This window comes from Microbacterium sp. AISO3, from assembly GCF_002204305.1.
Taxonomy (GTDB): domain Bacteria; phylum Actinomycetota; class Actinomycetes; order Actinomycetales; family Microbacteriaceae; genus Microbacterium; species Microbacterium arborescens.
In genome coordinates, this window is sequence record NZ_NHRF01000004.1 from 193,408 (window position 1) to 218,704 (window position 25,297).

Sequence of the window (25,297 nt, forward strand, 5' to 3'; positions counted from 1 at the left end):
GACGCCTCAGCCGCGGGCCAGCACCGTCTGACGCGCGAACGCGCCGACGCGGCCGACGGCGTCACGCAGGACGTCGGGCCCGCAGCCGAAATTGAGCCGCACGTGCCCGACGCCCTCGGCTCCGAAGAACGGGCCATGGTGAAGGGCGACCCGGGCGCCTTCTCGGATCGGGTCGGCCGGGTCATCGCCCCAGCCGTACGCCGACACGTCGATCCACGCGAGGAACCCCGCGTCGGGGATGCGATAGCGCGCAAGCGGAAGGTGCTCGGCCAACAGCTCCCCCAGCAGCCGCCGGTTCTGATCCAGGCGCACGAGGAGGCTGTCGAGCCACGCATCCGATTCGGGCGAGAACGCGGCGATCGTCGACAGCGCGCCGAACAGGCCGGTGCGCCATTCGACCTCCCAGGGCAACCCGCGTACGACGTCTGCATTCCCCTCGGACGCGGTGACGATCACCGCACACTTCAGTCCGGCGAGGTTGTACGCCTTCGATGCGCTCGTCACCGCGTATCCGACGGCGGCGGCCTCGGGCGACGCTGTGAGGAAGGGGACGAAGGCGACCTCACCGCCCGTGAGGGGTCCGTGGATCTCGTCGCTGATCACGACGGCGCCGTATCGGTGCGCCAGAGCAGCGAGTGCTCGCAGGGACTCGACCGAGTGCACGGTTCCCGTCGGGTTGTGGGGGTTGCAGAGCAGAACAGCTCGCGCGCCGCCGATGAGGGCCCGCTCGATGCCGTGGAGATCGAGCTCCCAGCCCGAGCCGGTGTCGGTCAGCGGCACCTCTTCGACGATGGCCCCCGCCTCGGCGACCGTATCGAAGAACGGCGGGTACACCGGGGGGTTGACCACGACCCGGTCACCGGGAGCGACCGTGGCGCGCAGGAGCTCGACGACGCCCATCATGACGTCCCCGGTCCAGCGGACCCGGCTCGGGTCGACCGTCCATCCCCATCGGCGGTGGGCGAACCCGACGAAGGCCTCGGCGATACCGGGCTGCGGCGGCGTGTAGCCGGTGTCGCCGATCTCCACGGCTTCGCGCAGCGCACTCGTGATCGGCTCCGCGAGCGCGAAATCGGTCTCGGCGACGAACATCGGGATGACGTCGTGCGGGTACGATCGCCATTTCGTGCTCGACCGTCGCCGCAGCGTCTCGAGCGGGAGGGCGTCGAGGGGCTGGGTGCTCATCCGGCGAGCCTAGCTGCGCCGCCAGGCGTCGCGCCGGTAGGTGTCGCCGCATGACGAAAGCCCCCGTATCCGCCGTCGGGCGGTCACGGGGGCTCGTCTTCAGGAGTCGTCAGATCGCGAAGCCCAGAGCGCGCATCATGTCGCGGCCATCGTCCGTGATCCGCTCGGGACCCCACGGCGGCATCCACACCCAGTTGATGCGGAAGCGATCCACGACGTTGTCGAGAGCCTGAGCCGTCTGCTCCTCCAGGACGTCGGTCAACGGGCAGCCCGCCGACGTCAGCGTCATGTGGATGATGAGAGCGTCGTTCTCGTCGTCCCACGCGAGGTCGTAGATGAGACCCAGGTCGACGACGTTGATCCCCAACTCGGGATCCATGACGTCCTTGAGAGCCTCGGTGACCTCGTCGTATTTCTCGGGCGCGAGTGTTGCGGTCATGTAACGATCCTACGCGTCGACGGGGGTGTCGGCGTCGAGGAAGCGGTCGTAGCCCTCTTCCTCGAGTCGGTCGGCGAGCTCGGGCCCGCCCTCTTCGACGATCCGGCCCTTGACCATGACGTGAACGAACTGCGGCTGGATGTACCGCAGGATGCGCGTGTAGTGCGTGATCAGCAGCACACCCAGGTCGGTGTCGGCCCTCGCACGGTTCACGCCTTCGGAGACGATCTTCAGCGCGTCCACGTCGAGGCCGGAATCGGTCTCGTCGAGCACCGCGATCTTCGGCTTGAGAAGCTCGAGCTGGAGGATCTCGTGACGCTTCTTCTCACCGCCCGAGAATCCCTCGTTGACGTTGCGCTGCGCGAACTTCGGGTCCATGCGCAGGTTGGCCATCGCCTGCTTGACGTCCTTGGTCCACGAGCGGATCGCGGGCGCCTCGCCCGCGACGGCCGTCTTGGCCGTGCGCAGGAAGTTGGTGACCGTGATGCCGGGCACCTCGACCGGGTACTGCATGGCGAGGAAGAGGCCGGCACGGGCCCGCTCGTCGACCGACATCTCGAGGACGTCTTCGCCGTCGAGCGTGATCGAGCCGCCGGTCACGGTGTACTTGGGGTGTCCGGCGATCGCGTAGGCGAGCGTCGACTTGCCGGAGCCGTTGGGCCCCATGATCGCGTGGGTCTCGCCGGTGCGCACCGTGAGGGTGACGCCGTTGAGGATCGGGGTGGCCCCCGCCTCGGTCTCGACCGTCACGTGCAGGTCGCGGATCTCGAGAACAGACATGTCGGGTTCCTTACTTCACTTCACATCGCGGGTCACGGCGGGATCGATGAGGATGTCGTCCCCCTCGATCGTGACCTCGTAAACGGGGACCGGCTCGTACGCCGGAAGATTCAGGGGCTGACCGGTGCGCAAGGAGAACGCCGAGCCGTGCGCCCAGCACTCCAGTGTGTCGCCCTCCACGAAGCCCTCGGCGAGCGAGATGTCGCCGTGCGTGCAGGTGTCTCCGATCGCGTGCACCTCGCCGTTGGCGTCGAGGACGACCGCCATCGGCACCTTGTCGACGACGACGCGCACCGCGGTGTCCTGCTCCAGCTCGCTGAGCTTGAGCACCTTCTGAGCGGTCACGCGTCGGCTCCCGCCGCCAGCTCGGCCTCGATGGCCTCCAGCAGCTCGTCCGCGAGCTCGTCGACGCCCATCTTCTGGACGATCTCGGCGAGGAATCCGAGCACGACCAGGCGGCGAGCCTCGGCCTCGGGGATGCCCCGCGCCTGCAGGTAGAACAGCTGCTGATCGTCGAACCGGCCGGTCGCGCTGGCGTGGCCTGCACCCTGGATGTCGCCCGTCTCGATCTCGAGGTTCGGGATCGAGTCGGCACGCGCACCGTCGGTGAGGACCAGGTTGCGGTTCGCCTCGTAGGAGTCGGTCCCCACGGCGTCGGGGCCGATGAGCACATCGCCGATCCAGACACTGTGGGCGCTCTCGCCCTGCAGCGCGCCCTTGTACAACACATCGCCCACCGTCTGCGGGCCCTTGTGGTGCAGGTACACCTGGCTCTCGAGGTGCTGGCCGGAGTCGGCGAACGACAGACCGTACATCCGCCCCTCGGCCCCTGCGCCGGCAAGCTCGAGCGACGGGTTGACACGGACCACCGCGCCGCCGAGGCTCACCACGACGTGCGTGAGCGAGGCGTCGCGGTCGACGCGGGCCTGGTGCGCCGCGGCGTGGACGGCGTCGTCGTTCCAGCGCTGCAGCGAGACCACCGTCAGTGCTGAGCCGTCGCGAGCGATGATCTCGACGTTCTGCGCGTGGGCAGCGGTCCCCTCGTGGCGGAGGATGACGGTGCCGCGCGCGTTCGGCATGGCCTCGATCACGACGTGAGCGTGCGCCAGGCCACCGTTGCCGCGAAGGCTGACCACGACCGGCTCGGCGAGCTCGACGCCCGCGGGAATCCGCAGCAGCGGCGCCTCGGCCTCCTGCGACCACGCGATGGCGCTCGGCAGGTCCTCGGGACGGAAGACCTCGCCGCGGGGCGCATCACCGACGCGAAGCCGAGACTGTTCGACCTCGGCGGGCGCGCTCACCTCGACCGACACGACGCCCGTCGGACCGGCCTCGTCGACCAGCAGCGGGGCCAACCGGTCGATGGGGGTGTGCTTCCAATTGACCTCGCGACCCGTCGGGGCGCCGAAATCGGCCGGGTCGTACGACGACGGCCGCTCGGACCGCGTCTGGACGGGAACGAATGCCGCTGCAGGGTCGATGTGGCCCTTCTCGCCGGTGGCGGGGGCCTGGGTGACGCTCGTCATATCAGCCGACGCTGCCTTCCATGCCCATCTCGATGAGCTTGTTGAGTTCGAGGGCGTATTCCATCGGGAGCTCGCGCGCGATCGGCTCGATGAAGCCGCGCACGATCATGGCCATCGCCTCGTCCTCGGGCATACCGCGGCTCATGAGGTAGAACAGCTGCTCCTCGGACACCTTCGAGACGGTGGCCTCATGCCCGAGCTGCACGTCGTCGACGCGGATGTCGATCGCAGGGTACGTGTCGGACCGCGAGATGGTGTCGACGAGCAGGGCGTCGCAGCGCACGGTGTTCGCCGAGTGATGCGCGTTCGCGTCGACCCGGACCTCTCCGCGGTAGCCGGCTCGGCCGCCGCCGCGCGCGATCGACTTCGAGACGATCGACGACTGCGTGTAGGGCGCCATGTGGATCATCTTCGCGCCGGCGTCCTGGTGCTGACCGGGACCGGCGAAGGCGACCGACAGGGTCTCGCCCTTCGCGTGCTCGCCCATCAGATAGATCGACGGGTACTTCATCGTCACCTTGGAGCCGATGTTGCCGTCGACCCACTCCATGGTCGCGCCCTCGTGAGCGACGGCGCGCTTGGTGACGAGGTTGTACACGTTGTTGGACCAGTTCTGGATCGTCGTGTAGCGAACGCGGGCGTTCTTCTTCACGATGATCTCCACGACCGCCGAGTGGAGCGAGTCGCTCTTGTAGATCGGCGCGGTGCACCCCTCGATGTAGTGGACGTAGCTGTCCTCATCGGCGATGATCAGCGTCCGCTCGAACTGCCCCATGTTCTCGGTGTTGATGCGGAAGTAGGCCTGCAGCGGGATCTCGACGTGGACGCCCTTGGGAACGTAGACGAACGAGCCGCCCGACCACACCGCCGTGTTCAGCGCCGCGAACTTGTTGTCGCCCGCCGGGATGACGGTGCCGAAGTACTCCTCGAAGAACTCGGGGTGCTCGCGGAGAGCCGTGTCGGTGTCCATGAAGATGACGCCCTGCGCCTCGAGATCCTCACGGATCTGGTGGTACACGACCTCGGACTCGTACTGGGCCGCGACACCGGCGACAAGACGCTGACGCTCAGCCTCGGGGATGCCGAGCTTCTCGTAGGTCTCGCGGATCTCCTCGGGGAGGTCCTCCCACGACTGCGCCTGCTTCTCGGTCGAGCGCACGAAGTACTTGATGTTGTCGAAGTCGATATCGCTGAGGTCGGCGCCCCACGTGGGCATCGGCTTGCGGCCGAACAGCTGGTAGCCCTTCAGACGGGTCTTCAGCATCCACTCCGGCTCGTTCTTGAGGGCCGAGATCCCGCGGACGACGTCCTCGTTGATGCCGCGCTGCGCGACAGCGCCCGCGGCATCCGTGTCGTGCCAGCCGAACTCGTACACCCCCAGGCCTTCGAGTTCCGGTCGGTCGATCAGCACATCCGACATGACTTTCCTCCTCTTCGCACCGCAACGGTGTCATCCGTCCCGGCATTCCCGACTCCGACGGGAGTCACGTGGACGGGGATGCCGATTCGCGGGCCTGATGGACGCGGATGCCGCGCCTAGACTATGAGGGACGACGTGCACACGCGCCGCCATCCCGAACACACCCGATTCTACAGGCAACGCCCCCATCCGCGGGCCTGCCCGGAACGTACGAGGCGCGAATCGAGCGCCCCCGGAGGACTCCGATGTCATTGGTCCGAACCCGCCCCGGACTCGTCGCGACGATCATGCCCACCGCCATCACGCGGTGGACGCGCGTCATGGCATGGCTGCTCGTCATCACGAACATCGGCATCGTCGGCACCGGCGGCCTCGTCCGGCTCACCGGATCGGGCATGGGGTGCGAGACGTGGCCGTACTGCACGGAGGGATCGCTCACCCCGACGCCCGAGATGGGCATCCACGGTCTCATCGAGTTCGGCAACCGCACCCTGACGGGCGTGCTCGTCATCGTCGCGCTCCTGGCCTTCCTGTCCGTCATCCGCCTGCGCGCCACGCGACGCGAGCTGCCGGTGCTGAGCTTCCTCGTCGGCCTCGGGATCATCGTGCAGGCCGTCGTCGGCGGCATCACGGTGTGGCTGCACCTGCACCCGAGCATCGTGGGGCTCCACTACCTCATCTCCGCGGCGCTCGTCGCCCTCGCGACCGCCTTCCTCGTGCGCGTCTACGCCACTCCCGGCCCGCGCGTGCGCATCGTGCCCCGCGCGTACGCCATCACGACGCACGTGACGACTCTCGCGGTGACCGTGACGGTCGTCGTCGGCATCCTCCTCACCGGGGCCGGACCGCATGCCGGCGACGACGCGGCCGCCCGCAACGGTCTCGACCCGATCTTCTGGCAGCACGTGCACAGCTGGCCCGCCTACATCACCCTCGTGCTGACGCTCGTGCTGGTCTCCGGCGCGGTGCGCCTCCCCCGCACGACCGGGCTGCAGCGATGGACGGGCCTCCTGCTCGGCGTCGAGCTGCTGCAGATCGCGGTCGGCCTCTGGCAGGCGCGTACGGGCCTGCCGATCGCGCTCGTGAACATCCACATGGTGCTCGCCGTGGCCCTCGTGGCCGCGATGGTCGCCGTCGTGATGTCTCTCAAGGCCCCGCTGGCCAGCGCGGCGCCCGCGGCCGCCCGAGAGGTCGCGCACACAGAAGCCTCATAGGCTTCGGAAGGGGCACGCAGAGGTCGATCCCCCAGAGTGTTCGAGGCCGCCGACAGCGGTCGCGACACGAAGGAGCACCATGAGCGTTCACCCCCGCATTGTCCGCAGCATCCCGTTCTGGATTCTCGTTGCCGGATCGGTTGCCGCGATCGGCGGTGGCACCTATGTCCTGGTCGAGAAGCTCAGCCACATGGAGGCGACCATTCTCGACAATACCGCCACGGGTGTCGACGTCTACGTCGGCCAGATCTGGGGCGTCTTCGGCGGCATCCTGCTGGGTGCCGGTGTCGTCGGTCTGGCACTCGCCCTCGCCACCGCGGCGCTGAGCTCGGTCCTCTCCGCTGCTGCGCGCGGCGCCGGCGCGCAGCAGGAGCACCACACTGCGGTGCCCGCCGCAGCCGAGCCCGTCGTCGCGGCGCCCGTGGCGTCGGAGACCGCCATCTCGGAGCCCGCGGCCTCGGAGACGCCCGTCTCGACGGAGACGACCGCGGTTCGCGCCGCCGACACCTCGGCGCCCGACCCGGCGACGACCTCGACGCTGGAATCGCCGGCCGGCGACGCGCAGCAGCGCTGACCACCGCCGCACTCGTTCAGGACGGCCGTCCTCCTCACCGCCCGGGCTCACCGGGAGTCAGGAGGGCGGCCGTTCTGCACGCTCTGCTCAGTTCTCAGCGCACCCCTGCTGGTCCCCCGAAGACGCTGCCGGGCCCCCGGTCCTGGAAACGTCACCCGGCAGCACACGCCCCAACCCACGCCTCGAAGGGGCACCAACTGCCCAGCGAGCCCAACCCAGCGAGCTCACCTGGCAGCACACGCCCCAACCCCACTCCCCGAAGGGGCACCAACTGCCCAGCGAGCCCAACCCAGCGAGCTCACCTGGCAGCACACGCCCCAACCCACTCCCCGAAGAGGCACCAACTGCCCAGCGAGCCCCGCAGGGCGGGCGGGCACCGGTGTCAGAAGGGCAGCAGCGGGTCGACCGCGATGGCGACGAAGACGAGCGTCAGGTAGGTGATCGAGGCGTGGAACACGCGCATCGGGCGAGCCTGCTCGCCACGGACGGCGCGGTTGTACAGGCGGTGCGACTCGTACAGGAACCACCCGCCGAAGACGATCGCCGACACGCTGTAGACAAGCCCCATGGGCGCGACCGGGATGAGCAGCAGCGAGCACGCCACTGTTGCCCACGCGTAGAGGATGACCTGCAGACCGACCTGAGAGCCGTTGCGGGTGGCGCCGAGCATGGGGACGTCGACCTCGTCGTAGTCGTTCTTGTACTTCATCGACAGCGGCCAGTAGTGCGGCGGCGTCCAGAGGAAGACGAGGACGAAGAGGATCAGCGCCGCCCAGGAGAGCGAGCCGGTCACGGCGGACCAGCCGATCACGACCGGGAAGCACCCCGCAATGCCGCCCCAGACGATGTTCTGCTCGGTGCGGCGCTTGAGGATCATCGTGTAGATCACGACGTAGAAGAAGATCGCGAAGACGCTGAGGGATGCCGCGACCCAGTTCGTCGTGACGGCGAGCCAGACGGTGGATGCCACGGCGAGGGTCCACGCGAAGATGAGCGCACCCCGAGCCGACACCTCGCCCGTCACGATGGGGCGATTCTCCGTGCGCTTCATGTGCGCATCGATGTCGCGATCGAGGTACATGTTGAACGCGGCAGCGGATCCCGCGCTCATCGCTCCCCCGACCACGGTCGCCAGGACCAGCCACAGGTTCGGCAGGCCACCGGCGGCGAGGATCATGACCGGGACGGTCGTCACGAGCAGCAGCTCGAGCACGCGGGGCTTCGTCAGCGCGACGTAGGCGCGCACCGTGGCACCGAAGGACGTGCCGCGAGAAGTGTCGACAGAGGCCGAACCCGCAGTCGTCGTGATGTCCATCGCTCCCCGCATCTCACCCGCTGTGAACCTGTCCAGTCTAGGGCATCCCCCGAGCGGGGCCTCCGGGAGGCGGCTGCTGCACGCCGTCACAAGACGACGTCCGCGCCCCGGGCGCCTGACGTGATCGCTATGCTGAAGACATACGCGCGCCGGCGCCGAAACCCTCCCTTCCTGACTGCGGAGCGGCATGCGCAGGCGCTGCCTCTCGAGAAAGGCGACCGAGTGTCGGAACTTCGTTGGGACGAGATCGATCGGCGCGCGGTGGACACCGCCCGCGTCCTGGCCGCGGATGCGGTGGAGAAGGTGGGCAACGGCCACCCGGGGACGGCCATGAGCCTCGCCCCGGCCGCCTACCTGCTGTATCAGCGCGTGCTGCGGCACGACCCCACCGACACCGACTGGCTCGGGCGCGACCGCTTCATCCTGTCGGCGGGTCACTCGTCGCTCACGCAGTACGTCCAGCTCTACCTGGGCGGGTTCGGGCTCGAGCTCGACGACCTGAAGGCGCTGCGCACGTGGGGCTCGCTGACTCCGGGACACCCCGAGTACGGCCACACCAAGGGCGTTGAAATCACGACCGGTCCCCTCGGTCAGGGTCTGGCGACGTCCGTCGGCTTCGCCTACGCGGCTCGCTACGAACGCGGCCTCTTCGACCCGGAGGCGCCGGCCGGCACCTCCCCCTTCGATCACTTCATCTACGTCATCGCCAGCGACGGCGACATCCAGGAGGGCATCACGGCCGAGGCCGGCTCGCTCGCCGGACATCAGCAGCTCGGCAACCTGATCGCGATCTACGACGCGAACCAGATCTCGATCGAGGACGACACGAACGTCGCCTTCACCGAGGACGTCGCCGCGCGGTACGAGGCCTACGGCTGGCACGTCCAGACGGTCGACTGGAAGAGCACCGGCGAGTACGTCGAGGACGTCGCCGCGCTCTATGACGCGATCGAGGCCGCGAAGGGCGAGACCGACAAGCCCTCGCTCATCGTCCTCAAGACGATCATCGGCTGGCCGGCGCCCGGCAAGCAGAACACCGGCAAGATCCACGGCTCGGCGCTCGGCGCCGATGAGCTCGCCGCCACCAAGAAGGTCCTCGGGTTCGATCCCGAGAAGAGCTTCGAGGTCGCCGACGACGTCATCGCCCACACCCGCGCCCTCGCCGAGCGTGCCGCCGCGGAGCGCGCCGAATGGCAGAAGTCGTTCGACGCGTGGGCCGAGGCCAACCCCGAGCGCAAGGCCCTGCTCGACCGCCTCGAATCGGGCGAGCTTCCGGCCGACGTCAGCGTCCCCGCATTCGAAGCGGGCAAGGCGGTCTCGACCCGCGCGGCGAGTGGACAGGTCATCAACGCCCTCGCCGAGCAGCTCCCCGAGCTCTGGGGCGGCTCCGCCGACCTCGCCGAGTCGAACCTGACGACGATCAAGTCGGGCAAGAGCTTCATCCCCACCGAGTGGTCCACGCACGAGTGGTCGGGCGACCCCTACGGTCGTGTCCTGCACTTCGGCATCCGCGAGCACGCGATGGGCGCCATCGTCAACGGCATCGTCCTGCACGGCAAGACGCGCGCCTTCGGCGGCACGTTCCTCATCTTCAGCGACTACATGCGCCCCGCGGTGCGTCTGGCCGCCCTGATGAACATCCCCTCGATCTACGTGTGGACGCACGACTCGATCGCCCTCGGTGAGGACGGCCCCACCCACCAGCCGATCGAGCAGATCTCCTCGCTGCGCCTGATCCCCAACTTCACGGTGGTCCGTCCGGCCGACGCGAACGAGACCGCCGCGGCGTGGCACGAGCTGCTGCGTCGTCAGGCCGGACCCGCCGGAATCGCCCTGACCCGTCAGAACATCCCGGTCTTCCCCCGCGGCGAAGACGGCTTCGCGACCACCGACGGCGTGGCGAAGGGCGCTTACGTGCTCGTCGACGCCGAGGGCGGCCAGCCGGACGTCATCATCGTCGCCACCGGTTCCGAGGTTCAGCTGGCCGTGGAGGCTCGCGAGGCTCTCGCGGCGGACGGCATCCAGGCGCGCGTCGTCTCCGCCCCGTCGCTGGAGTGGTTCGCCGAGCAGGACGAGGCTTACCGCGAGTCTGTCCTGCCCTCCGCCGTTCGAGCGCGCGTGTCGGTCGAGGCCGGCGCCACCCCGCTGTGGCGCTCGATCGTCGGCGACACGGGACGCTCGGTCGGCATCGACCACTTCGGTGCATCGGCCGACTACCAGACCCTGTTCGAGAAGTTCGGAATCACCACCGAGGCCGTCGTCGCGGCCGCCCGCGCAACCGTTGAGGAGAACAACGCATGAGCACGCCCACCCAGGACCTCTCCGACGCCGGCGTCAGCATCTGGCTCGACGACCTGTCGCGCCAGCGCATCACGACCGGCAACCTGCAGGAACTCATCGACACGCGCAACGTCGTCGGCGTGACCACGAACCCCTCGATCTTCCAGGCCGCCATCAGCGCCGGCGTCGGATACGAGGAGGCCATCGAGGCCCAGGCCAAGGCCGGAGCATCGACCGACGACACGATCTTCGAGCTGACGACGACGGACGTCCGCAACGCGTCCGACATCTTCCGCCCGATCTTCGACAAGACCGGCGGCGTCGACGGCCGCGTGTCGATCGAGGTCTCCCCCGACCTCGCGCACGACACCGACGCGACGATCGCCGAGGCGAAGAAGCTCGCCGCCGCGGTCGACCGACCGAACGTCCTCATCAAGATCCCCGCGACCAAGGCGGGCCTGCCCGCGATCTCCGAGGTGATCGCGGCCGGCATCAGCGTCAACGTCACGCTGATCTTCTCGCTCGAGCGCTACAGCGAGGTCATCGACGCCTACCTCGCCGGTCTCGAACGAGCCCGCGAGGCGGGCATCGACCTCGGCGGCATCCACTCCGTCGCGTCGTTCTTCGTCTCCCGCGTGGACACCGAGGTCGACAAGCGTCTCTCCGCGATCGGATCGGATGCCGCCAACGAGCTGAAGTCGCTCGCCGGTGTCGCCAATGCGCGCCTGGCGTACGAGCTGTTCGAGAAGAAGTTCGCCGAGCAGCGCGCGCAGGACCTCGTCGCCGCCGGCGCGAACCTGCAGCGTCCGCTGTGGGCGTCCACCGGCGTGAAGGATCCCGCACTGCCGGACACCCTCTACGTCACCGAGCTCGTCGCTCCCGGCACGGTCAACACGATGCCCGAGAAGACCCTCGAGGCGACCTTCGACCACGGCGTGATCTCGGGCGACACCGTCACCGGCGCGTACGAAGCGGCTCACAAGGTGTTCGACGACCTCGCGGCCGTCGGCATCGACCTCGACGACGTCACGCAGCTGCTCGAGGACGAGGGCGTCGAGAAGTTCATCGCGTCCTGGCACGACCTGCAGGGCACGGTGACGGCGGCTCTGGAGAGCGCCCGTTGAGCTTCGAGATCCACGTCTCGGGGCACGTCTCCGACGTCGTCGAGCAGACGCTGCCCCGGCTCGTGGCCGATCTGGTGGCGAGCGGCATCACCGCGGGTGACGCGACCCTCTGGGGTCCGGATGCCGCCGACGAGGCGTCTCGTCGACTCGGCTGGGTGCAGGCCGTAGCGGTGTCGCGCCCCCTGGTCGCCGAGATCGAGGCGCTGCGCGCGGAGCTGCTCTCCCGCGGCATCACGCGCGTCGTGCTCGCCGGGATGGGCGGTTCGTCGCTCGCGCCCGAGGTGATCGCGCGCACTCATGGGGTGCCGCTCACGATCCTCGACTCCACCGCCCCCGGGCAGGTCCTGGCGGCCATCGATGGCGACGCCGAGACGGGCGGTCTCGCCGAGACCGTCCTCGTCGTCTCGTCCAAGTCCGGATCGACCGTCGAGACCGACGCTGCCCGGCGGGCCTTCGCCGCGGCGTGGAGCGACCTCGGCATCGACCCCGCCGACCGGATCGTCGTCGTCACCGACCCGGGCTCGCCGCTCGAGGCCGAGGCGCGCGCGGCGGGACACCGCGTGTTCACCGCCGACCCGACGGTGGGAGGGCGGTACTCCGCGCTCACCGCGTTCGGGCTCGTGCCGGCCGGCCTGGCCGGAGCCGACATCGGTCAGCTGCTCGACGAAGCCGACGCGACCCTGCTCGAAGTGGCGGTCGACGACCGTCGCAACCCCGCTCTCGTGCTCGCTGCGGCGATCGCGGGCGGAGAACCGCGCCGCGACAAGCTGGCTCTCATCAGCGACGGAACCCACATCGTGGGACTCCCCGACTGGATCGAGCAGCTGGTCGCCGAGTCGACCGGGAAGGCCGGCACCGGCATCCTGCCCGTCGTCACCACCCCGCTCTCCCCCGAGCTCGACCTCCTGCCCGATGACCTGCAGGTCGTGCGGCTCGTCGGCGACGCGGTCCATTTCCAGATCCTCGAGCAGCACCCGGGCGAGGTGCTCGTCAGCGGCTCGCTCGGCGCCCAGTTCCTGGTCTGGGAATACGCCACGGCGATCGCCGGTCGCCTGCTCGGGATCAACCCGTTCGACCAGCCCGACGTCGAAGCGGCGAAGTCCGCCGCGCGCGCTCTGCTCGACGACGCCCAGCCCACCGCCTCCGCGCCGCTGTTCGTCGAGAACGGGGTCGAGGTGCGGGTGTCCGATCCGTCGCTCGCTGCGGATCACACGCTCGCCGGCGTTCTCGCGAACCTGTGGCGGAGCGTGCCGGCCGACGGTTACGTCGCCGTTCAGGCCTACGTCGATCGCACGGCGGTGCCGCAGCTGGCCGGCGTGCGCGAACTGATCGCGGCGGACTCCGGCCGCCCGACCACGTTCGGATGGGGACCGCGGTTCCTGCACTCCACCGGCCAGTATCACAAGGGAGGCCCCGCCAACGGCGTCTTCCTCCAGATCACCGAACGCACCGACGTCGACCTCGAGATCCCGGGGCGCCCGTTCACGTTCGGACGACTGATCGAGGCGCAGGCCTCCGGCGACGCCGCAGTCCTCGCCGGGCGCGGCCGGCCGGTCGTGACACTCACCCTGACGGACCCCGCGACCGAGGTCCTCACCCTTTTCGAAGCCGCCCAGTAGGAAGACCCCTCCCATGACCGTGGAGATCTCGCGCGCCCACAACCCCCTGCGCGATCCCGACGACCGCCGCATGAACCGCATCGCCGGGCCGAGCGCCCTGGTGATCTTCGGTGTCACCGGCGACCTGTCGCGCAAGAAGCTCATGCCCGCCGTGTACGACCTCGCCAATCGCGGATTGCTCCCCCCGGGGTTCGCCCTCGTCGGGTTCGCCCGCCGCGACTGGGAGGACCAGGACTTCGCCGAGGTCGTGCACGCCGCGGTGAAGCAGCACGCCCGTACCCCGTTCCGCGAGGAGACGTGGAAGCAGCTCCTCCAGGGCATCCGCTTCGTCTCGGGCGAGTTCGGCGACGCCGACGCCTTCCGCCGGTTGCGCGAGACGGTCGAGAAGCTCGACGTCGATCGCGGGACGATGGGGAACCACGCGTTCTACCTGTCGATCCCTCCGAAGGACTTCCCGATCGTCGCGAAGCAGCTGAAGGACTCAGGTCTGGTCGACGAGCACGCCGACGCCGACACCTGGCGACGCGTCGTCATCGAGAAGCCGTTCGGCAGCGACCTGAAGACGGCCCGCGAGCTCAATGCGGCGCTGGAGGTGGCCTTCCCGGCGGATTCGATCTTCCGGATCGACCACTACCTCGGCAAGGAGACGGTGCAGAACATCCTCGCGCTGCGCTTCGCGAACGAGATGTTCGAGCCGATCTGGAACGCGAACTACGTCGACCACGTGCAGATCACGATGGCCGAGGACATCGGCGTCGGCGGTCGTGCGGGGTACTACGACGGTATCGGCGCAGCGCGTGACGTCATCCAGAACCACCTCCTCCAGCTCCTCGCCCTCACTGCGATGGAGGAGCCCATCTCGATGGAGGCGAACCACCTCCGCGCAGAGAAGGAGAAGGTGCTCGCCGCCGTCCAGCTCCCCGACGACCTGTCGACGGCGACCGCCCGCGGGCAGTACGCCGGTGGCTGGCAGGGCGGCGAGGAGGTGACCGGCTTCCTCGACGAGGACGGGATGGACCCCGAGTCGACGACCGAGACGTACGCCGCCATCAAGGTCGACATCGCCACGCGTCGCTGGGCCGGTGTGCCGTTCTATCTGCGGACGGGCAAGCGTCTGGGTCGCCGCGTGACCGAGATCGCCGTCGTGTTCAAGCGTGCTCCGCAGCACCTGTTCCTGCGCAATCAGACGACCGAGCTCGGGCAGAACGCCCTCGTCATCCGGGTTCAGCCGGACGAAGGCGTCACGATCCGGTTCGGGTCGAAGGTGCCCGGCGCGGCCACCGAGGTGCGCGACGTCACGATGGACTTCGGCTACGGTCACGCGTTCACCGAGTCGAGCCCGGAGGCGTACGAGCGCCTCATCCTCGACGTCCTCCTCGGCGACCCGCCGCTGTTCCCCCGCCACGAAGAGGTGGAGCTGTCGTGGCGCATCCTCGACCCCGTGGAGGAGTTCTGGGCGAAGCAGGGCGGTCCGCTCGAGCAGTACGCCCCCGGCTCCTGGGGTCCCACTTCCGCAGATGAACTGCTGGCCCGCGACGGCCGCGTCTGGAGGCGTCCATGATCGTCGATCTGCCCGACACGACGGTGTCGAAGATCGCCCGCGAACTCGTCAACGTGCGCGAGGAGGGTGGCGCCGTCGCTCTCGGGCGAGTGCTGACCCTCGTCATCGCCACCTCGCACGGACTCGAAGAGGACGCGATCGAGGCGGCCAATGATGCATCGCGCGAGCACCCGATGCGCGTGATCGTGCTGATCACCAATCGCGAGGGTGAATCGAAGCTCGATGCGCAGATCCGGGTCGGCGGAGACGCCGGGGCGAGCGAGGTCATCGTCCTGCGCGCCAGTGGCGGAGCCGCGAGCAACGACGAGGCGCTCGTGACGGGCCTGCTGCTCCCCGACGCCCCCGTCGTGGCATGGTGGCCCGACCACCCGCCGGCAGACCCCTCGCAGTCTCCCATCGGCCGCATCGCGCAGCGCCGCATCACCGACGCCGCCACCCTGCCGTATGACAGCGGACGGCTCGCCGCCCTCGGCACCGGCTACGCCCCCGGCGACACCGACCTCGCGTGGACCCGCCTCACCCATTGGCGCGAGCAGCTCGCCGCCGTGCTCGACCAGCCGCCCTACGACCCCGTCACCGAAGTCGAGGTCGTCGGAAGCGGCAGCTCTCCGTCGACGGGGCTGCTCGCGGCGTGGCTGTGCCTCATGCTGGACGTGCCGGTGAACTGGCAGTACGCCCCCCGCGAGGAGTGGGAGCACGGCATCCGCAGCGTGCGGCTGAAGCGTCCGAGCGGCGACGTCCTGCTCGAGCGCACCACGACCATCGACGCGACCCTGACGCAGCCGGGCCAGCCCTCGCACGACCTCGTCCTCCCCCGTCGGACGCTTCGCGAGTGCCTCGCCGAGGAGCTTCGCCGCCTGGGGCCCGACGTCCTCTACGGGCGCGTCATCACCGACGGTTGGGCGAGACTCCACCGATCGCCGGCGGGAGACGCCTGACATGCCCACCGCCGAGAAACGCGTCGTCATCAGTCCTGACGTCGACACCCTGACCGGCTCCATCGCGTCACGCTTCCTCGATCGCGTGGCGAAGTGGGGCGCGGACGGGCGGACCGTCAACGTCGGGCTCGCGGGCGGCGGGATCATCGGCGATGTGCTCGAGCGGCTGGGTTCCCACCCGGATCGTGACGGCGTCGACTGGTCGCGCGTGCACTTCTGGTGGGTCGACGAACGCTTCGTTCCGCGCGACAGCGACGACCGGAACGAAGCCGTCGCCCGCCGGGCGTTCCTCGATGCGATCGCCGTGCCCGCCGAGAACGTGCACCCCATCGCCGCATCCGACGAGGTCCCGGATGCCGAGGCCGCGGCTACGGCGTACGCGGCAGAGCTCGCCTCAGCCGGTTCGGACGAGGCGGCCTGGCCCGTATTCGACATCTGCTTCCTCGGCGTCGGCCCCGACGGCCATATCGCCTCGCTGTTCCCGGACCGCGGTGAGATCCGCATCACCGACAGCCCTGTGTCAGCCGTACACGACTCCCCCAAGCCCCCGTCCGACCGCGTGACCCTCACACGTCCCGTGATCAACGGGTCCAAGCGTGTGTGGATGGTGCTGGCCGGACCCGACAAGTCGGCGGCACTCGGGCTCGCCCTCGCCGGCGCCAGCTATCACAGCGTGCCCGCCGCAGGCGCCAAGGGCACTCGTCGCACGATCCTGTTCACCGACGAGGCGACCGCCGCTCAGGTGCCGCCGGAGCTGATCGACGACCAGTACTGACGTCGCCGACCCGGATGAACGAAAGAGAGCGGATGCCGTGGCATCCGCTCTCTTCTTCGTTCGTCGCGTCGTGCGTCTCGCGTCAGTTCAGCCCACGACGCTCGCGAAGCTGCTGCAGGGCCTCATCGAGGAGCTGCTCGGCTTCTTCGTCAGTGCGACGCTCCTTCACGTAGGCGAGGTGCGTCTTGTACGGCTCGGTCTTGGCGACAGCCGGCGGGTTCGCCTTGTCGCGGCCGGCCGGCAGCCCCGAGTGGGGCGAGTCGATCGTCTCGGGGATCTCTTCCTCGGCGATACCGGCAGCGAAATAGCGCACGGTTTCGTTACCGAGAGCATCCCAGTACGAAATCGCCACGCGATCAGCGTGGTGACCGTGGTCCTGCTCGCCCATAGGCCCCGCGCCGACGCGGGTGCCGCGGATCGCGTTCCCTCCCGTGGCCATCAGAGCACCGTGAACTTCGTGATGAGGCCGAGGGCGACGATGGAGAGGAACCACGCCAGCGCGAGCACGATCGTGAAACGGTTGAGGTTGCGCTCGGCGAGCCCCGACGAGCCCATAGCGGAACTCATCCCGCCGCCGAACATGTCGGACAGGCCGCCGCCACGCCCCTTGTGGAGCAGGATCAGCAACGTCAGGAGCAGGCTGGTGATGCCCAGAAGCACCTGCAGCACGAACTCGAGGATCTGCACGGTGGTCGTCACCTTTCCGGCGATCGTTCCGATCGCACGAGGATCAAGTATATCCAGCAGCCGCGCGGATACGCGTACGGCCCGGCGACCGGTAGGTCGCCGGGCCGTACGACGTCACACGCCGACGTGCTTCTGGTAGCGGATGATCGCGGCGAACTCGTCCGCGACCAGGCTCGCGCCGCCGACGAGGGCGCCGTCGACATCGGGCTCGCGCATGAATCCGGCGATGTTCGCCGACTTCACCGAACCGCCGTACAGGATGCGGGTGCGTGCCGCCGCGTCAGCCCCGAGCACGGAGCCGACGACCTCACGCAGCTTCGCGCATACGTCCTGCGCCTGCTGCGGCGTCGCCGCCTGCCCCGAGCCGATGGCCCACACCGGCTCGTAGGCGACCACGATGTCGGCATCCGCCGCCACGCCCGCGAGGGCCGCTTCGAGCTGCGCCACCGGAACAGCCGAAGCGCCGTGCTTCTCGAGGTCTTCCGCCGTCTCCCCCACGCAGATGACCGGTGAGAGGCCGTGACGGAGTGCCGCCTGGACCTTCGCCGCGACGACCTCATCGGTCTCGGCGTGGTACTCGCGACGCTCGGAGTGACCGATGATCACATACCGGCAGTCGAGCTGCTTGAGGAACGCTCCCGAGATCTCACCGGTGTACGCACCGGAGTCCTTCGTCGAGAGGTCCTGAGCGCCGAGCGCGAACGCGATCTTGTCGGCGTCGAGCAGCGTCTGCACCGTACGCAGATCGGTGAAGGGCGGGAAGACCGCCACCTCGACCGAGTCGTCGTCGTGCTTGGCATCCTTCAGCGTCCAGTGGAGCTTCTGTACGAACGCGACCGCCTGCAGGTGGTCGAGATTCATCTTCCAGTTGCCCGCGATGAGGGGCATACGGTTCATGCCCATCCGAGCACCTCCAGACCGGGCAGCTTCTTGCCCTCCAGGAACTCCAGCGACGCACCGCCACCGGTCGAAATGTGGCCGAACGACGAGTCGGAGAATCCGAGCTGGCGCACCGCCGCCGCGGAGTCTCCGCCGCCGACGACCGACAGGCCGTCGACTTCGGTGAGCGCCTGGGCGACAGCGCGGGTGCCCGCGGCGAACGCCGGCATCTCGAACACGCCCATGGGCCCGTTCCAGAAGACGGTACGGGAGCTGCGGATCGCGTCTGCGAAAAGCTCCGCCGTCTTCGGGCCGATGTCCAGGCCCATGCCGTCGGCACCGAAGGCGGTGTCCTCCAGAGCATCGGCCGCGGCGACGACGTGGTCGGCGTCGGCGGCGAAACCGGAGGCCATGACGGCGTCGACGGGGAGAACGAGCTCGACGCCGCGCTCCTTCGCCGTGGCGATGTAGCCCTTCACGGTTTCGAGCTGGTCGCTCTCGAGCAGGCTCTTGCCGACCTTGTGCCCGAGCGCAGCGAGGAACGTGAACAGCATCCCGCCGCCGACGAGGATCTTGTCGGCGCGCGGAAGCAGGTGCTCGATGACACCCAGCTTGTCACTCACCTTCGAACCGCCGAGCACCACCGCGTACGGACGCTCCGGGTTCTCAGTGAGGCGGTCGAGGACGTCGACCTCCTTCTCGATGAGGAACCCGGCCGCCGAGGGCAGGATCTCGGCGAGATCGTAGACCGACGCCTGCTTGCGGTGCACGACACCGAAGCCGTCCGAGACGAGCACGTCGCCGAGGGAGGCGAGCTGCTCGGCGAAGGCGCGACGCTGGGTCTCGTCCTTCGCGGTCTCCCCTGCGTTGAAGCGGAGGTTCTCGATCACCGCCACGTCGCCGTCGCCGAGGGACGACACGACCTGCTGCGCCGACTCGCCCACGGTGTCGCCGGCGAAGGCGACGGGCTTGCCGAGCAGCTCGGACAGCCGCTGCGCGACGGGCTCGAGCGAGTACTTCGGGTCGGGGGAACCGTCGGGACGACCGAGGTGCGAGCAGGCGATGACACGCGCGCCCTGGCCGATGAGGTGGTCGATGGTGGGCAGCGCCGCACGCACACGGCCATCGTCCGTGATGACTCCGTCCTTCAGGGGGACGTTGAAGTCAACACGGACGATGACGCGCTTGCCTGCGAGCGGGCCCAGCGAATCGAGGGTTCGCAGAGCCATGGTCGTCAGAGCTTGCTGGCGACGAGCTCGGTGAGGTCGACGAGGCGGTTGGAGTAGCCCCACTCGTTGTCGTACCAGCCGACGACCTTGACCTGGTTGCCGATGACGCGGGTCAGGCCTGCGTCGAAGATGCAGGAGTGGTCGTCGGTGACGATGTCGCTCGAGACGATCTCATCCTCGGTGTACTTCAGGATGCCCTTGAGCGGTCCCTCGGCAGCAGCCTTGTATGCGGCCTTGATCTCGTCGACCGTGACCTCGCGCTCGAGCTCGACCGTGAGGTCGGTGGCCGAACCGGTGGGAACGGGCACGCGCAGGGCGAAGCCGTCGAGCTTGCCCTTGAGCTCGGGGAGGACGAGGCCGATGGCCTTGGCCGCACCCGTCGAGGTGGGGACGATGTTCAGGGCGGCGGCGCGTGCGCGGCGGAGGTCGCTGTGCGGGCCGTCCTGCAGGTTCTGGTCGGCGGTGTACGCGTGGACCGTCGTCATGAGGCCCTTGACGATGCCGAATTCGTCGTTGAGAACCTTCGCCAGCGGCGCGAGGCAGTTGGTGGTGCACGACGCGTTCGAGATGACGTTGTGGTTCTCGGGGTCGTACAGGTCCTCGTTGGCGCCGATGACGAACGTGCCGTCCTCGCCCTTCGCGGGAGCCGAGATCAGAACCTTCTTGGCGCCGCCCGCGATGTGCTTCTTGGCGTCCTCGGCGTTCGTGAAGCGACCCGTCGACTCGATGACGATGTCGACGCCCAGCTCACCCCAGGGCAGGTTGGCGGGGTCGCGCTCTTCGAAGACCTTGATGGTCTTGCCGCCGACCGTGATCGAGTCCTCCGAGTACGTGACCTCGGCGTCCAGGCGACCCAGGATCGAGTCGTACTTGAGCAGGTGGGCGAGAGTCTTGTTGTCGGTGAGGTCGTTCACCGCCACGATCTCGAGGTCCGCGCCCTGAGCGAGGGCGGCGCGGAGGTAGTTGCGTCCGATGCGGCCGAAGCCGTTGATGCCGATCTTGACAGACACGATGTCTCCCGTTTCTTGTCGCGCCGGAAAAGCCCGTGCTGGCTGACCGAAACGCGATCTGATGAAAAAGAAGAGGATGCCGGGTTCGGCTCCCGTTGCCGGGAGGAGCCCGGCATCCTCACCTGTTTATGACCCTACTACGCGAGCAGGCCGGCCGTCTTCTCCCGGGCCGTCACAAAGCGCTCGGCGACGTTCTGCCAGTTCGCGATGTTCCACGCCGCCTTGACGTAGTCCGCCTTGACGTTGAGGTAGTCGAGGTAGAAGGCGTGCTCCCACATGTCGAGCTGGAAGATGGGGATGGTTCCCTGGGCGGTGTTCGACTGCTGGTCGAACAGCTGCTGGATGATCAGCTGGGCGCCGATCGGGTCCCAGCTGAGCACGGCCCAGCCGGAGCCCTGGATGCCGGTGGCGGCAGCCGTGAAGTGCGCCTGGAACTTGTCGAAGCCCCCGAAGAACTCGTCGATCGCCGCACGGAGCTCGCCCTCGGGCTCGCCACCGCCCTCGGGCGAGAGGTTCGTCCAGAAGATGGAGTGGTTGACGTGCCCGCCGAGGTTGAACGCGAGGTCCTTCTCGAGCTTGTTGACGTTCGCGAGGTTGCCGGTCTCACGGGCCTCCGCGAGCTGCTCGAGAGCGGTGTTGGCGCCGTTCACGTACGTCTGGTGGTGCTTGGAGTGATGAAGCTCCATGATCTTGCCGCTGATGTGCGGCTCGAGAGCCGCGTAATCATAGGGGAGCTCGGGAAGGGTGTACTTCGTCATTCTCTATCTCCTGTCAGCACCGCGCAGCGCGCGGCTCGTGCTGTCGAAGGCGCGCGACCGCACGCCTCGTGGACGTTTCTCATCCTATTGAGGGGCAACCCGTCGCACACCCCGTTGCTTCCCGTTCGGAACGCGGTGTAACGCGGAAGAGGTCGCTCAGTCGGAAAGACCCGCGGGGACGGCCGACTCGGTGTCGGGCAGACCCTCGGCGGCGGCCTTCTTGTCGGCCATCGCGAGAAGGCGGCGGATGCGGCCCGCGACGGCGTCTTTGGTGAGGGGCGGATCGGCGTGGTGCCCGAGCTCGTCGAGGCTCGCGTCCCGGTGCGCGAGGCGCAGGTCTCCGGCCTGCTTGAGGTGGTCGGGCACCTCGTCCCCCAGGATCTCGAGAGCGCGCTCGACCCGGGCACAGGCTGCGACGGCCGCCTGGGCCGAACGACGCAGGTTCGCATCGTCGAAGTTCACGAGACGGTTCACGCCGGCGCGCACCTCGCGGCGCTGACGCATCTGATCCCAGGTGTCGGCCGTGCGCGTGGCGCCCATCTCGGCCAGCGTCTGACGAATCGCCTCGCCGTCGCGGACGACGACGCGCGGGATCCCGCGCACCTCGCGTGCCTTGGCGGCGATGCCCAGACGGTGGGCGGCGCCGACGAGGGCCATGGCGGCTTCCGGCGACGGGCACGAGATCTCGAGAGCCGCCGAACGCCCGGGGTCCGACAGCGAGCCGGCCGCGAGGAACGCTCCGCGCCACAGTGCGGCCAGATCGGGACGCGATCCCGTCGTCAGCCGGTTGGGAAGGCCGCGGACGGGACGTCGACGCTGGTCGAGCAGGCCCGTCTGGCGAGCCAGGGTCTCCCCGCCCTCGCGGACACGGACGGCGAACGTCGCGCCGTCGCGTCCGCCGGATGCCTGGATGCGGGCGAGCTCGGGGCGCACACCGTAGATCTCGACGAGCTCGCGGGCGACGCGGCGCGCGAGAATCTCCGAGTCGACCTCGGCCTCGACGGCCACACGGCCCGCGATGGAGTGCAGACCGCCCGCAAAGCGCAGGATCGCGGTCACCTCGGCCACCCGGGCGGCGGGTCGAGGGTCGCGCATCGCAGCCAACTCGGTCTTGACGTCAGCGGTCAGCGGCACGGCGCTCCTTCGGGAGGGGGTTCGGGGGACGAAGGGATAGCCTACTCGCGACCGAGGTCGCGGTGCTTGAGTCGCACCGCCACACCCGGGAGGCCCGACAACCGCTGAGCGAGTTCGCGTGCTGTCACGACGGAGCGGTGCTTGCCGCCGGTGCACCCCACGGCGACCACCGAATGACGCTTGTTCTCCTCCTGGTACCCGCGCAGAACCGGGGCGAGGGCCGCAGCGTACGCGTCGATGAACTCGCGCGCGTTATCGTGCGAGAGCACCTCCTCGCGCACCGCGTCGTCCTCGCCGGTGAGCGCCTTGAGCTCGGGGTTCCAGAAGGGGTTCGGGAGGAAGCGCATGTCGGCTACGAGGTCCGCGTCCGGCGGCAGCCCGTACTTGAACCCGAAGCTCATGACGGTGACCGTGTGCCGCGCCGCGCCGTCGTCGGCGAAGAGATCGGCGATGTAGGTGGCGAGCTGGTGGATGTTGTCGCGAGAGGTGTCGACGATCACGTCCGCACTCTCGCGAATGGGGGCGAGTCGCTCGCGCTCGCGGCGGATGCCGTCGACGAGTGTGCCGTCGCCCTGCAGCGGGTGCGGCCGCCGCACGGACTCGAACCGGCGCACGAGCACCTCGTCGGCGGCATCCAGGAACAGGATCCGCAGAGCGCGGCCGTGTCGCAGCGCGCGGGTGATGTCGGGCAGCGCCGCGAACAGCTCGCCACCGCGCACGTCGACGACCGCCGCGACTCGCGGCAGCGCGTTGCCCGCGAGCTCGCTGAGCTCCAGCAGCGGGCGCAGCATCTGCGGCGGAAGGTTGTCGACGACGTACCAGCCGAGGTCTTCGAGGGCGTTGGCGGCCGTCGTGCGTCCGGCCCCGGACATACCCGTGACGATGAGAATCTCGCCCGCCGGAACCTCGTCGGTCACCGTCACCACCCCTGTCTTTTCGCCGGTGTCCAGCCTATCCGTCCGCGAGGTGCCGGTGGATCGCCTCCGCGAGGCGGGGACCGATTCCCGGCAGCTCCTGGATCTCCTCGGGGGTGGCCTGCTTGAGCTTCGACACGGACCCGAAATGGCGCAGCAGCGCCTTGATGCGGGCCGCTCCCAGGCCGGGGACTTCGGAGAGCACCGAGGTGATGTCGCGTTTGCGCCGCTTGCGCTGGTGGACGATCGCGAAGCGATGCGCCTCGTCACGCAGTCGCTGCAGCAGATAGAGCGATTCCGAGGTACGAGGCAGGATGACCGGGTACTCCTCCCCCGGCAGCCAGATCTCCTCGAGCCGCTTGGCGATGCCGCAGAGCGCGATCTCCGTGTGCCCGGCGTCTGCGAGCGCCCGGGCTGCGGCCTCGACCTGAGGCTTGCCGCCGTCGACCACGAGCAGCTGCGGACGGTAGGCGAACCGCGGACGCTTGCGTGCCGTGACGACCTCACCGTCGGCCGTCGCGTCGGGAACCGGCTCGTCCTCCTCGTCGGGCCGGTCGAGGTAGGCGAGACGTCGCGTGAGCACCTGATACATCGAGTCGGTGTCGTCGGTGGTCTCGTTGACGCCGAAGATCCGGTACTGATCCTTGCGCGGCAGGCCGTCCTCGAACACCACGAGCGAAGCGACCACGTTCGTGCCCGACAGATGAGACACGTCGTAGCACTCGATCCGCAGCGGAGCCTCGTCCAGGCCCAGCGCTTCCTGCAGATCCGTCAGCGCTTGACTGCGGGCGACGTAGTCGCTCGTGCGACGCGTCTTGTGGAGCATCAACGCCTGCTGGGCATTGATGCTGGCGGTCTTCATGAGGTCGGCCTTCCGCCCGCGCTGTGCGACCTGGATCGTCACGCGCCTCCCGCGGCGCGTCTGGAGCCACTGCTCCAGCTCCCCGGCGTCGCCCGGGAGGGTCGGGACGAACACATGGCGCGGGATGTCGGCGGCAGCGGCATCCCCGTACGTCCGCTGCAGCACCTGATCGACCAGATCGGCACCCGAGATGTCGATCTCCTTCTCGATGGTCGTCGCCCGGACACCGCGGATGCGGCCGCCACGCACGACGAAGTGCTGGACGGCGGCGGCGAGCTCGTCCTCGGCGATGCCGAAGAGGTCGGCATCCATGTCGTCCTCGAGCACGAGCGCGCTCTTGTTCAGGACGGCGTCGATCGCCTGCAGCTTGTCGCGGTAGACGGCGGCCGACTCGTAGTCCATCGCGGCGGCCGACTCGCGCATGCGCGTCGTGAGCTCGCGGGCGAACCGCTGATCGCCGCCCGACATGAAGGCGACGAAATCGTCGACCATCGCGCGGTGCTCTTCGATCGTGACCTTCATCGAGCAGGGACCGCCGCACCGGCCGATCTGACCGGGGAAGCACGGACGCCCCGACGCCATGGCCTTCTTGTACGACGAATCGCTGCAGGTGCGGATCGGGAAGACCTTGATCATCAGGTCGATGGTCTCGTGCACCGCCCAGACCTTGGGGTAAGGGCCGAAGTACTTCGCGCCGGGGATCCGGCGGTTGCGCGTCACGATCACGCGGGGCGCTTCATCGGCGAGGGTGATCGCCATGAACGGATAGGACTTGTCGTCGCGGTAGCGGACGTTGAACGGCGGATCGAACTCCTTGATCCACATGTACTCCAGCTGGAGCGAGTCGACGTCGGTCGCCACCACCGTCCACTCGACGGATGCCGCTGTCGTGACCATGCGCCGCGTGCGCTCGTGGAGCGTGTGCAGCGGCGCGAAGTAGTTCGACAGGCGCGCCCGCAGGTTCTTCGCCTTGCCGACGTACAGCACCCGCCCCTCCGCGTCGCGGAAGCGGTAGACGCCGGGATCGGTCGGGATCTCGCCCGCTTTGGGCCGGTAGGGAAGGACGTTCGCCAC

General features: G+C 68.8%; 24 protein-coding genes. 8 read left to right on the forward strand and 16 right to left on the reverse strand.

The features are described from left to right. Nucleotides 1–6: 6 nt before the first annotated feature. The 6 genes from CBF90_RS08280 to sufB all read right to left on the reverse strand — a co-directional run bounded on the left by CBF90_RS08280 (nt 7) and on the right by sufB (nt 5,350). Entirely contained in the window at nt 7–1,185 is a 1,179-nt protein-coding gene (locus CBF90_RS08280) for a MalY/PatB family protein (RefSeq protein WP_088380349.1), read from the reverse strand. A 109-nt stretch (nt 1,186–1,294) separates the two neighbouring features. Continuing rightward, nucleotides 1,295–1,624: a metal-sulfur cluster assembly factor gene (locus tag CBF90_RS08285; protein WP_023951434.1), complete on the reverse strand. Its 330-nt coding sequence runs from the start codon at nt 1,622–1,624 to the stop codon at nt 1,295–1,297. Nucleotides 1,625–1,633: 9 nt separating this feature from the next. Further along, nucleotides 1,634–2,404, reverse strand: coding sequence for a Fe-S cluster assembly ATPase SufC (gene sufC, locus CBF90_RS08290; protein ID WP_088380350.1), 771 nt, complete (start codon nt 2,402–2,404; stop codon nt 1,634–1,636). Between the two features lie 15 nt (nt 2,405–2,419). Beyond that, the gene (locus CBF90_RS08295; protein ID WP_023951438.1) at nt 2,420–2,749 is read right to left on the reverse strand and encodes a non-heme iron oxygenase ferredoxin subunit; all 330 of its coding nucleotides are present in this window, start codon (nt 2,747–2,749) and stop codon (nt 2,420–2,422) included. Then, complete coding sequence (gene sufD, locus CBF90_RS08300; RefSeq protein WP_088380351.1) at nt 2,746–3,930, reverse strand: Fe-S cluster assembly protein SufD; 1,185 nt, start codon at nt 3,928–3,930, stop codon at nt 2,746–2,748. Before sufD ends, CBF90_RS08295 begins: the two co-directional genes overlap by 4 nt. A 1-nt stretch (nt 3,931) precedes the next feature. Continuing rightward, on the reverse strand, nt 3,932–5,350 hold the full coding sequence (sufB, locus tag CBF90_RS08305) for a Fe-S cluster assembly protein SufB (protein WP_023951442.1): 1,419 nt from the start codon (nt 5,348–5,350) through the stop codon (nt 3,932–3,934). A 245-nt stretch (nt 5,351–5,595) separates the two neighbouring features. On the opposite strand from sufB, the gene CBF90_RS08310 reads away from it, so the two are divergent. Together CBF90_RS08310 and CBF90_RS08315 are read left to right on the forward strand one after the other, a co-directional pair. Then, entirely contained in the window at nt 5,596–6,564 is a 969-nt protein-coding gene (locus CBF90_RS08310) for a heme A synthase (RefSeq protein ID WP_083990692.1), read from the forward strand. 79 nt (nt 6,565–6,643) lie between these two features. Next, a complete protein-coding gene (locus CBF90_RS08315; RefSeq protein ID WP_088380352.1) occupies nt 6,644–7,138 on the forward strand; it encodes a dinucleotide-utilizing enzyme in 495 nt (164 codons plus the stop codon). A gap of 382 nt (nt 7,139–7,520) precedes the next feature. On the opposite strand, the gene CBF90_RS08320 is transcribed toward CBF90_RS08315, so the two are convergent. After that, nucleotides 7,521–8,453 carry a heme o synthase gene (locus tag CBF90_RS08320; protein ID WP_023951449.1) on the reverse strand — a complete coding sequence of 311 codons (933 nt, stop codon included), beginning with the start codon at nt 8,451–8,453 and terminating at the stop codon, nt 7,521–7,523. A gap of 222 nt (nt 8,454–8,675) precedes the next feature. Between CBF90_RS08320 and tkt the strand changes: the two genes are divergently transcribed. The 6 genes from tkt to pgl are packed head-to-tail and all read left to right on the forward strand — an operon-like array spanning nt 8,676 to nt 16,750. After that, nucleotides 8,676–10,754, forward strand: coding sequence for a transketolase (gene tkt / locus CBF90_RS08325; protein ID WP_088380353.1), 2,079 nt, complete (start codon nt 8,676–8,678; stop codon nt 10,752–10,754). Continuing rightward, a complete protein-coding gene (gene tal / locus CBF90_RS08330) occupies nt 10,751–11,857 on the forward strand; it encodes a transaldolase (protein WP_088380354.1) in 1,107 nt (368 codons plus the stop codon). Before tkt ends, tal begins: the two co-directional genes overlap by 4 nt. After that, a complete protein-coding gene (locus CBF90_RS08335; RefSeq protein ID WP_088380355.1) occupies nt 11,854–13,476 on the forward strand; it encodes a glucose-6-phosphate isomerase in 1,623 nt (540 codons plus the stop codon). The genes tal and CBF90_RS08335 overlap by 4 nt, the downstream gene beginning before the upstream one ends. Before the next feature lie 13 nt (nt 13,477–13,489). Continuing rightward, complete coding sequence (zwf, locus tag CBF90_RS08340; protein ID WP_023951458.1) at nt 13,490–15,037, forward strand: glucose-6-phosphate dehydrogenase; 1,548 nt, start codon at nt 13,490–13,492, stop codon at nt 15,035–15,037. After that, on the forward strand, nt 15,034–15,975 hold the full coding sequence (locus CBF90_RS08345; RefSeq protein ID WP_023951461.1) for a glucose-6-phosphate dehydrogenase assembly protein OpcA: 942 nt from the start codon (nt 15,034–15,036) through the stop codon (nt 15,973–15,975). The genes zwf and CBF90_RS08345 overlap by 4 nt, the downstream gene beginning before the upstream one ends. Nucleotide 15,976: 1 nt before the next feature. Then, nucleotides 15,977–16,750, forward strand: a complete 774-nt coding sequence (gene pgl / locus CBF90_RS08350) for a 6-phosphogluconolactonase (protein ID WP_064956825.1) — start codon at nt 15,977–15,979, stop codon at nt 16,748–16,750. Nucleotides 16,751–16,832: 82 nt separating this feature from the next. On the opposite strand, the gene CBF90_RS08355 is transcribed toward pgl, so the two are convergent. The 9 genes from CBF90_RS08355 to uvrC all read right to left on the reverse strand — a co-directional run bounded on the left by CBF90_RS08355 (nt 16,833) and on the right by uvrC (nt 25,297). Beyond that, the gene (locus tag CBF90_RS08355; protein WP_023951465.1) at nt 16,833–17,189 is read right to left on the reverse strand and encodes an RNA polymerase-binding protein RbpA; all 357 of its coding nucleotides are present in this window, start codon (nt 17,187–17,189) and stop codon (nt 16,833–16,835) included. Next, entirely contained in the window at nt 17,189–17,437 is a 249-nt protein-coding gene (secG, locus tag CBF90_RS08360) for a preprotein translocase subunit SecG (protein WP_036304945.1), read from the reverse strand. The genes CBF90_RS08355 and secG overlap by 1 nt, the downstream gene beginning before the upstream one ends. 114 nt (nt 17,438–17,551) lie before the next feature. After that, nucleotides 17,552–18,340: a triose-phosphate isomerase gene (gene tpiA / locus CBF90_RS08365; RefSeq protein ID WP_064956827.1), complete on the reverse strand. Its 789-nt coding sequence runs from the start codon at nt 18,338–18,340 to the stop codon at nt 17,552–17,554. After that, nucleotides 18,331–19,545, reverse strand: a complete 1,215-nt coding sequence (gene pgk, locus CBF90_RS08370) for a phosphoglycerate kinase (protein ID WP_064956828.1) — start codon at nt 19,543–19,545, stop codon at nt 18,331–18,333. The genes tpiA and pgk overlap by 10 nt, the downstream gene beginning before the upstream one ends. A 5-nt stretch (nt 19,546–19,550) precedes the next feature. Then, nucleotides 19,551–20,555, reverse strand: a complete 1,005-nt coding sequence (gene gap, locus CBF90_RS08375) for a type I glyceraldehyde-3-phosphate dehydrogenase (protein ID WP_023951471.1) — start codon at nt 20,553–20,555, stop codon at nt 19,551–19,553. A gap of 137 nt (nt 20,556–20,692) precedes the next feature. Then, a complete protein-coding gene (locus tag CBF90_RS08380) occupies nt 20,693–21,313 on the reverse strand; it encodes a superoxide dismutase (RefSeq protein WP_023951473.1) in 621 nt (206 codons plus the stop codon). Between the two features lie 156 nt (nt 21,314–21,469). Further along, the gene (whiA, locus tag CBF90_RS08385) at nt 21,470–22,447 is read right to left on the reverse strand and encodes a DNA-binding protein WhiA (protein ID WP_023951475.1); all 978 of its coding nucleotides are present in this window, start codon (nt 22,445–22,447) and stop codon (nt 21,470–21,472) included. Nucleotides 22,448–22,488: 41 nt separating this feature from the next. Then, nucleotides 22,489–23,364: an RNase adapter RapZ gene (rapZ, locus tag CBF90_RS08390; protein WP_036304946.1), complete on the reverse strand. Its 876-nt coding sequence runs from the start codon at nt 23,362–23,364 to the stop codon at nt 22,489–22,491. 34 nt (nt 23,365–23,398) lie between these two features. Beyond that, entirely contained in the window at nt 23,399–25,297 is a 1,899-nt protein-coding gene (gene uvrC / locus CBF90_RS08395; protein WP_023951478.1) for an excinuclease ABC subunit UvrC, read from the reverse strand.

What these genes read in the sequence shown, in the direction of transcription:
- CBF90_RS08280 (WP_088380349.1), bottom strand. Translation starts at nt 1,185, where the DNA reads ATGAGCACCCAGCCCCTCGACGCCCTCCCGCTCGAGACGCTGCGGCGA.
- CBF90_RS08285 (WP_023951434.1), bottom strand. Translation starts at nt 1,624, where the DNA reads ATGACCGCAACACTCGCGCCCGAGAAATACGACGAGGTCACCGAGGCT.
- sufC (WP_088380350.1), bottom strand. Translation starts at nt 2,404, where the DNA reads ATGTCTGTTCTCGAGATCCGCGACCTGCACGTGACGGTCGAGACCGAG.
- sufD (WP_088380351.1), bottom strand. Translation starts at nt 3,930, where the DNA reads ATGACGAGCGTCACCCAGGCCCCCGCCACCGGCGAGAAGGGCCACATC.
- sufB (WP_023951442.1), bottom strand. Translation starts at nt 5,350, where the DNA reads ATGTCGGATGTGCTGATCGACCGACCGGAACTCGAAGGCCTGGGGGTG.
- CBF90_RS08310 (WP_083990692.1), top strand. Translation starts at nt 5,596, where the DNA reads ATGTCATTGGTCCGAACCCGCCCCGGACTCGTCGCGACGATCATGCCC.
- CBF90_RS08315 (WP_088380352.1), top strand. Translation starts at nt 6,644, where the DNA reads ATGAGCGTTCACCCCCGCATTGTCCGCAGCATCCCGTTCTGGATTCTC.
- CBF90_RS08320 (WP_023951449.1), bottom strand. Translation starts at nt 8,453, where the DNA reads ATGGACATCACGACGACTGCGGGTTCGGCCTCTGTCGACACTTCTCGC.
- tal (WP_088380354.1), top strand. Translation starts at nt 10,751, where the DNA reads ATGAGCACGCCCACCCAGGACCTCTCCGACGCCGGCGTCAGCATCTGG.
- zwf (WP_023951458.1), top strand. Translation starts at nt 13,490, where the DNA reads ATGACCGTGGAGATCTCGCGCGCCCACAACCCCCTGCGCGATCCCGAC.
- CBF90_RS08345 (WP_023951461.1), top strand. Translation starts at nt 15,034, where the DNA reads ATGATCGTCGATCTGCCCGACACGACGGTGTCGAAGATCGCCCGCGAA.
- pgl (WP_064956825.1), top strand. Translation starts at nt 15,977, where the DNA reads ATGCCCACCGCCGAGAAACGCGTCGTCATCAGTCCTGACGTCGACACC.
- CBF90_RS08355 (WP_023951465.1), bottom strand. Translation starts at nt 17,189, where the DNA reads ATGGCCACGGGAGGGAACGCGATCCGCGGCACCCGCGTCGGCGCGGGG.
- tpiA (WP_064956827.1), bottom strand. Translation starts at nt 18,340, where the DNA reads ATGGGCATGAACCGTATGCCCCTCATCGCGGGCAACTGGAAGATGAAT.
- pgk (WP_064956828.1), bottom strand. Translation starts at nt 19,545, where the DNA reads ATGGCTCTGCGAACCCTCGATTCGCTGGGCCCGCTCGCAGGCAAGCGC.
- CBF90_RS08380 (WP_023951473.1), bottom strand. Translation starts at nt 21,313, where the DNA reads ATGACGAAGTACACCCTTCCCGAGCTCCCCTATGATTACGCGGCTCTC.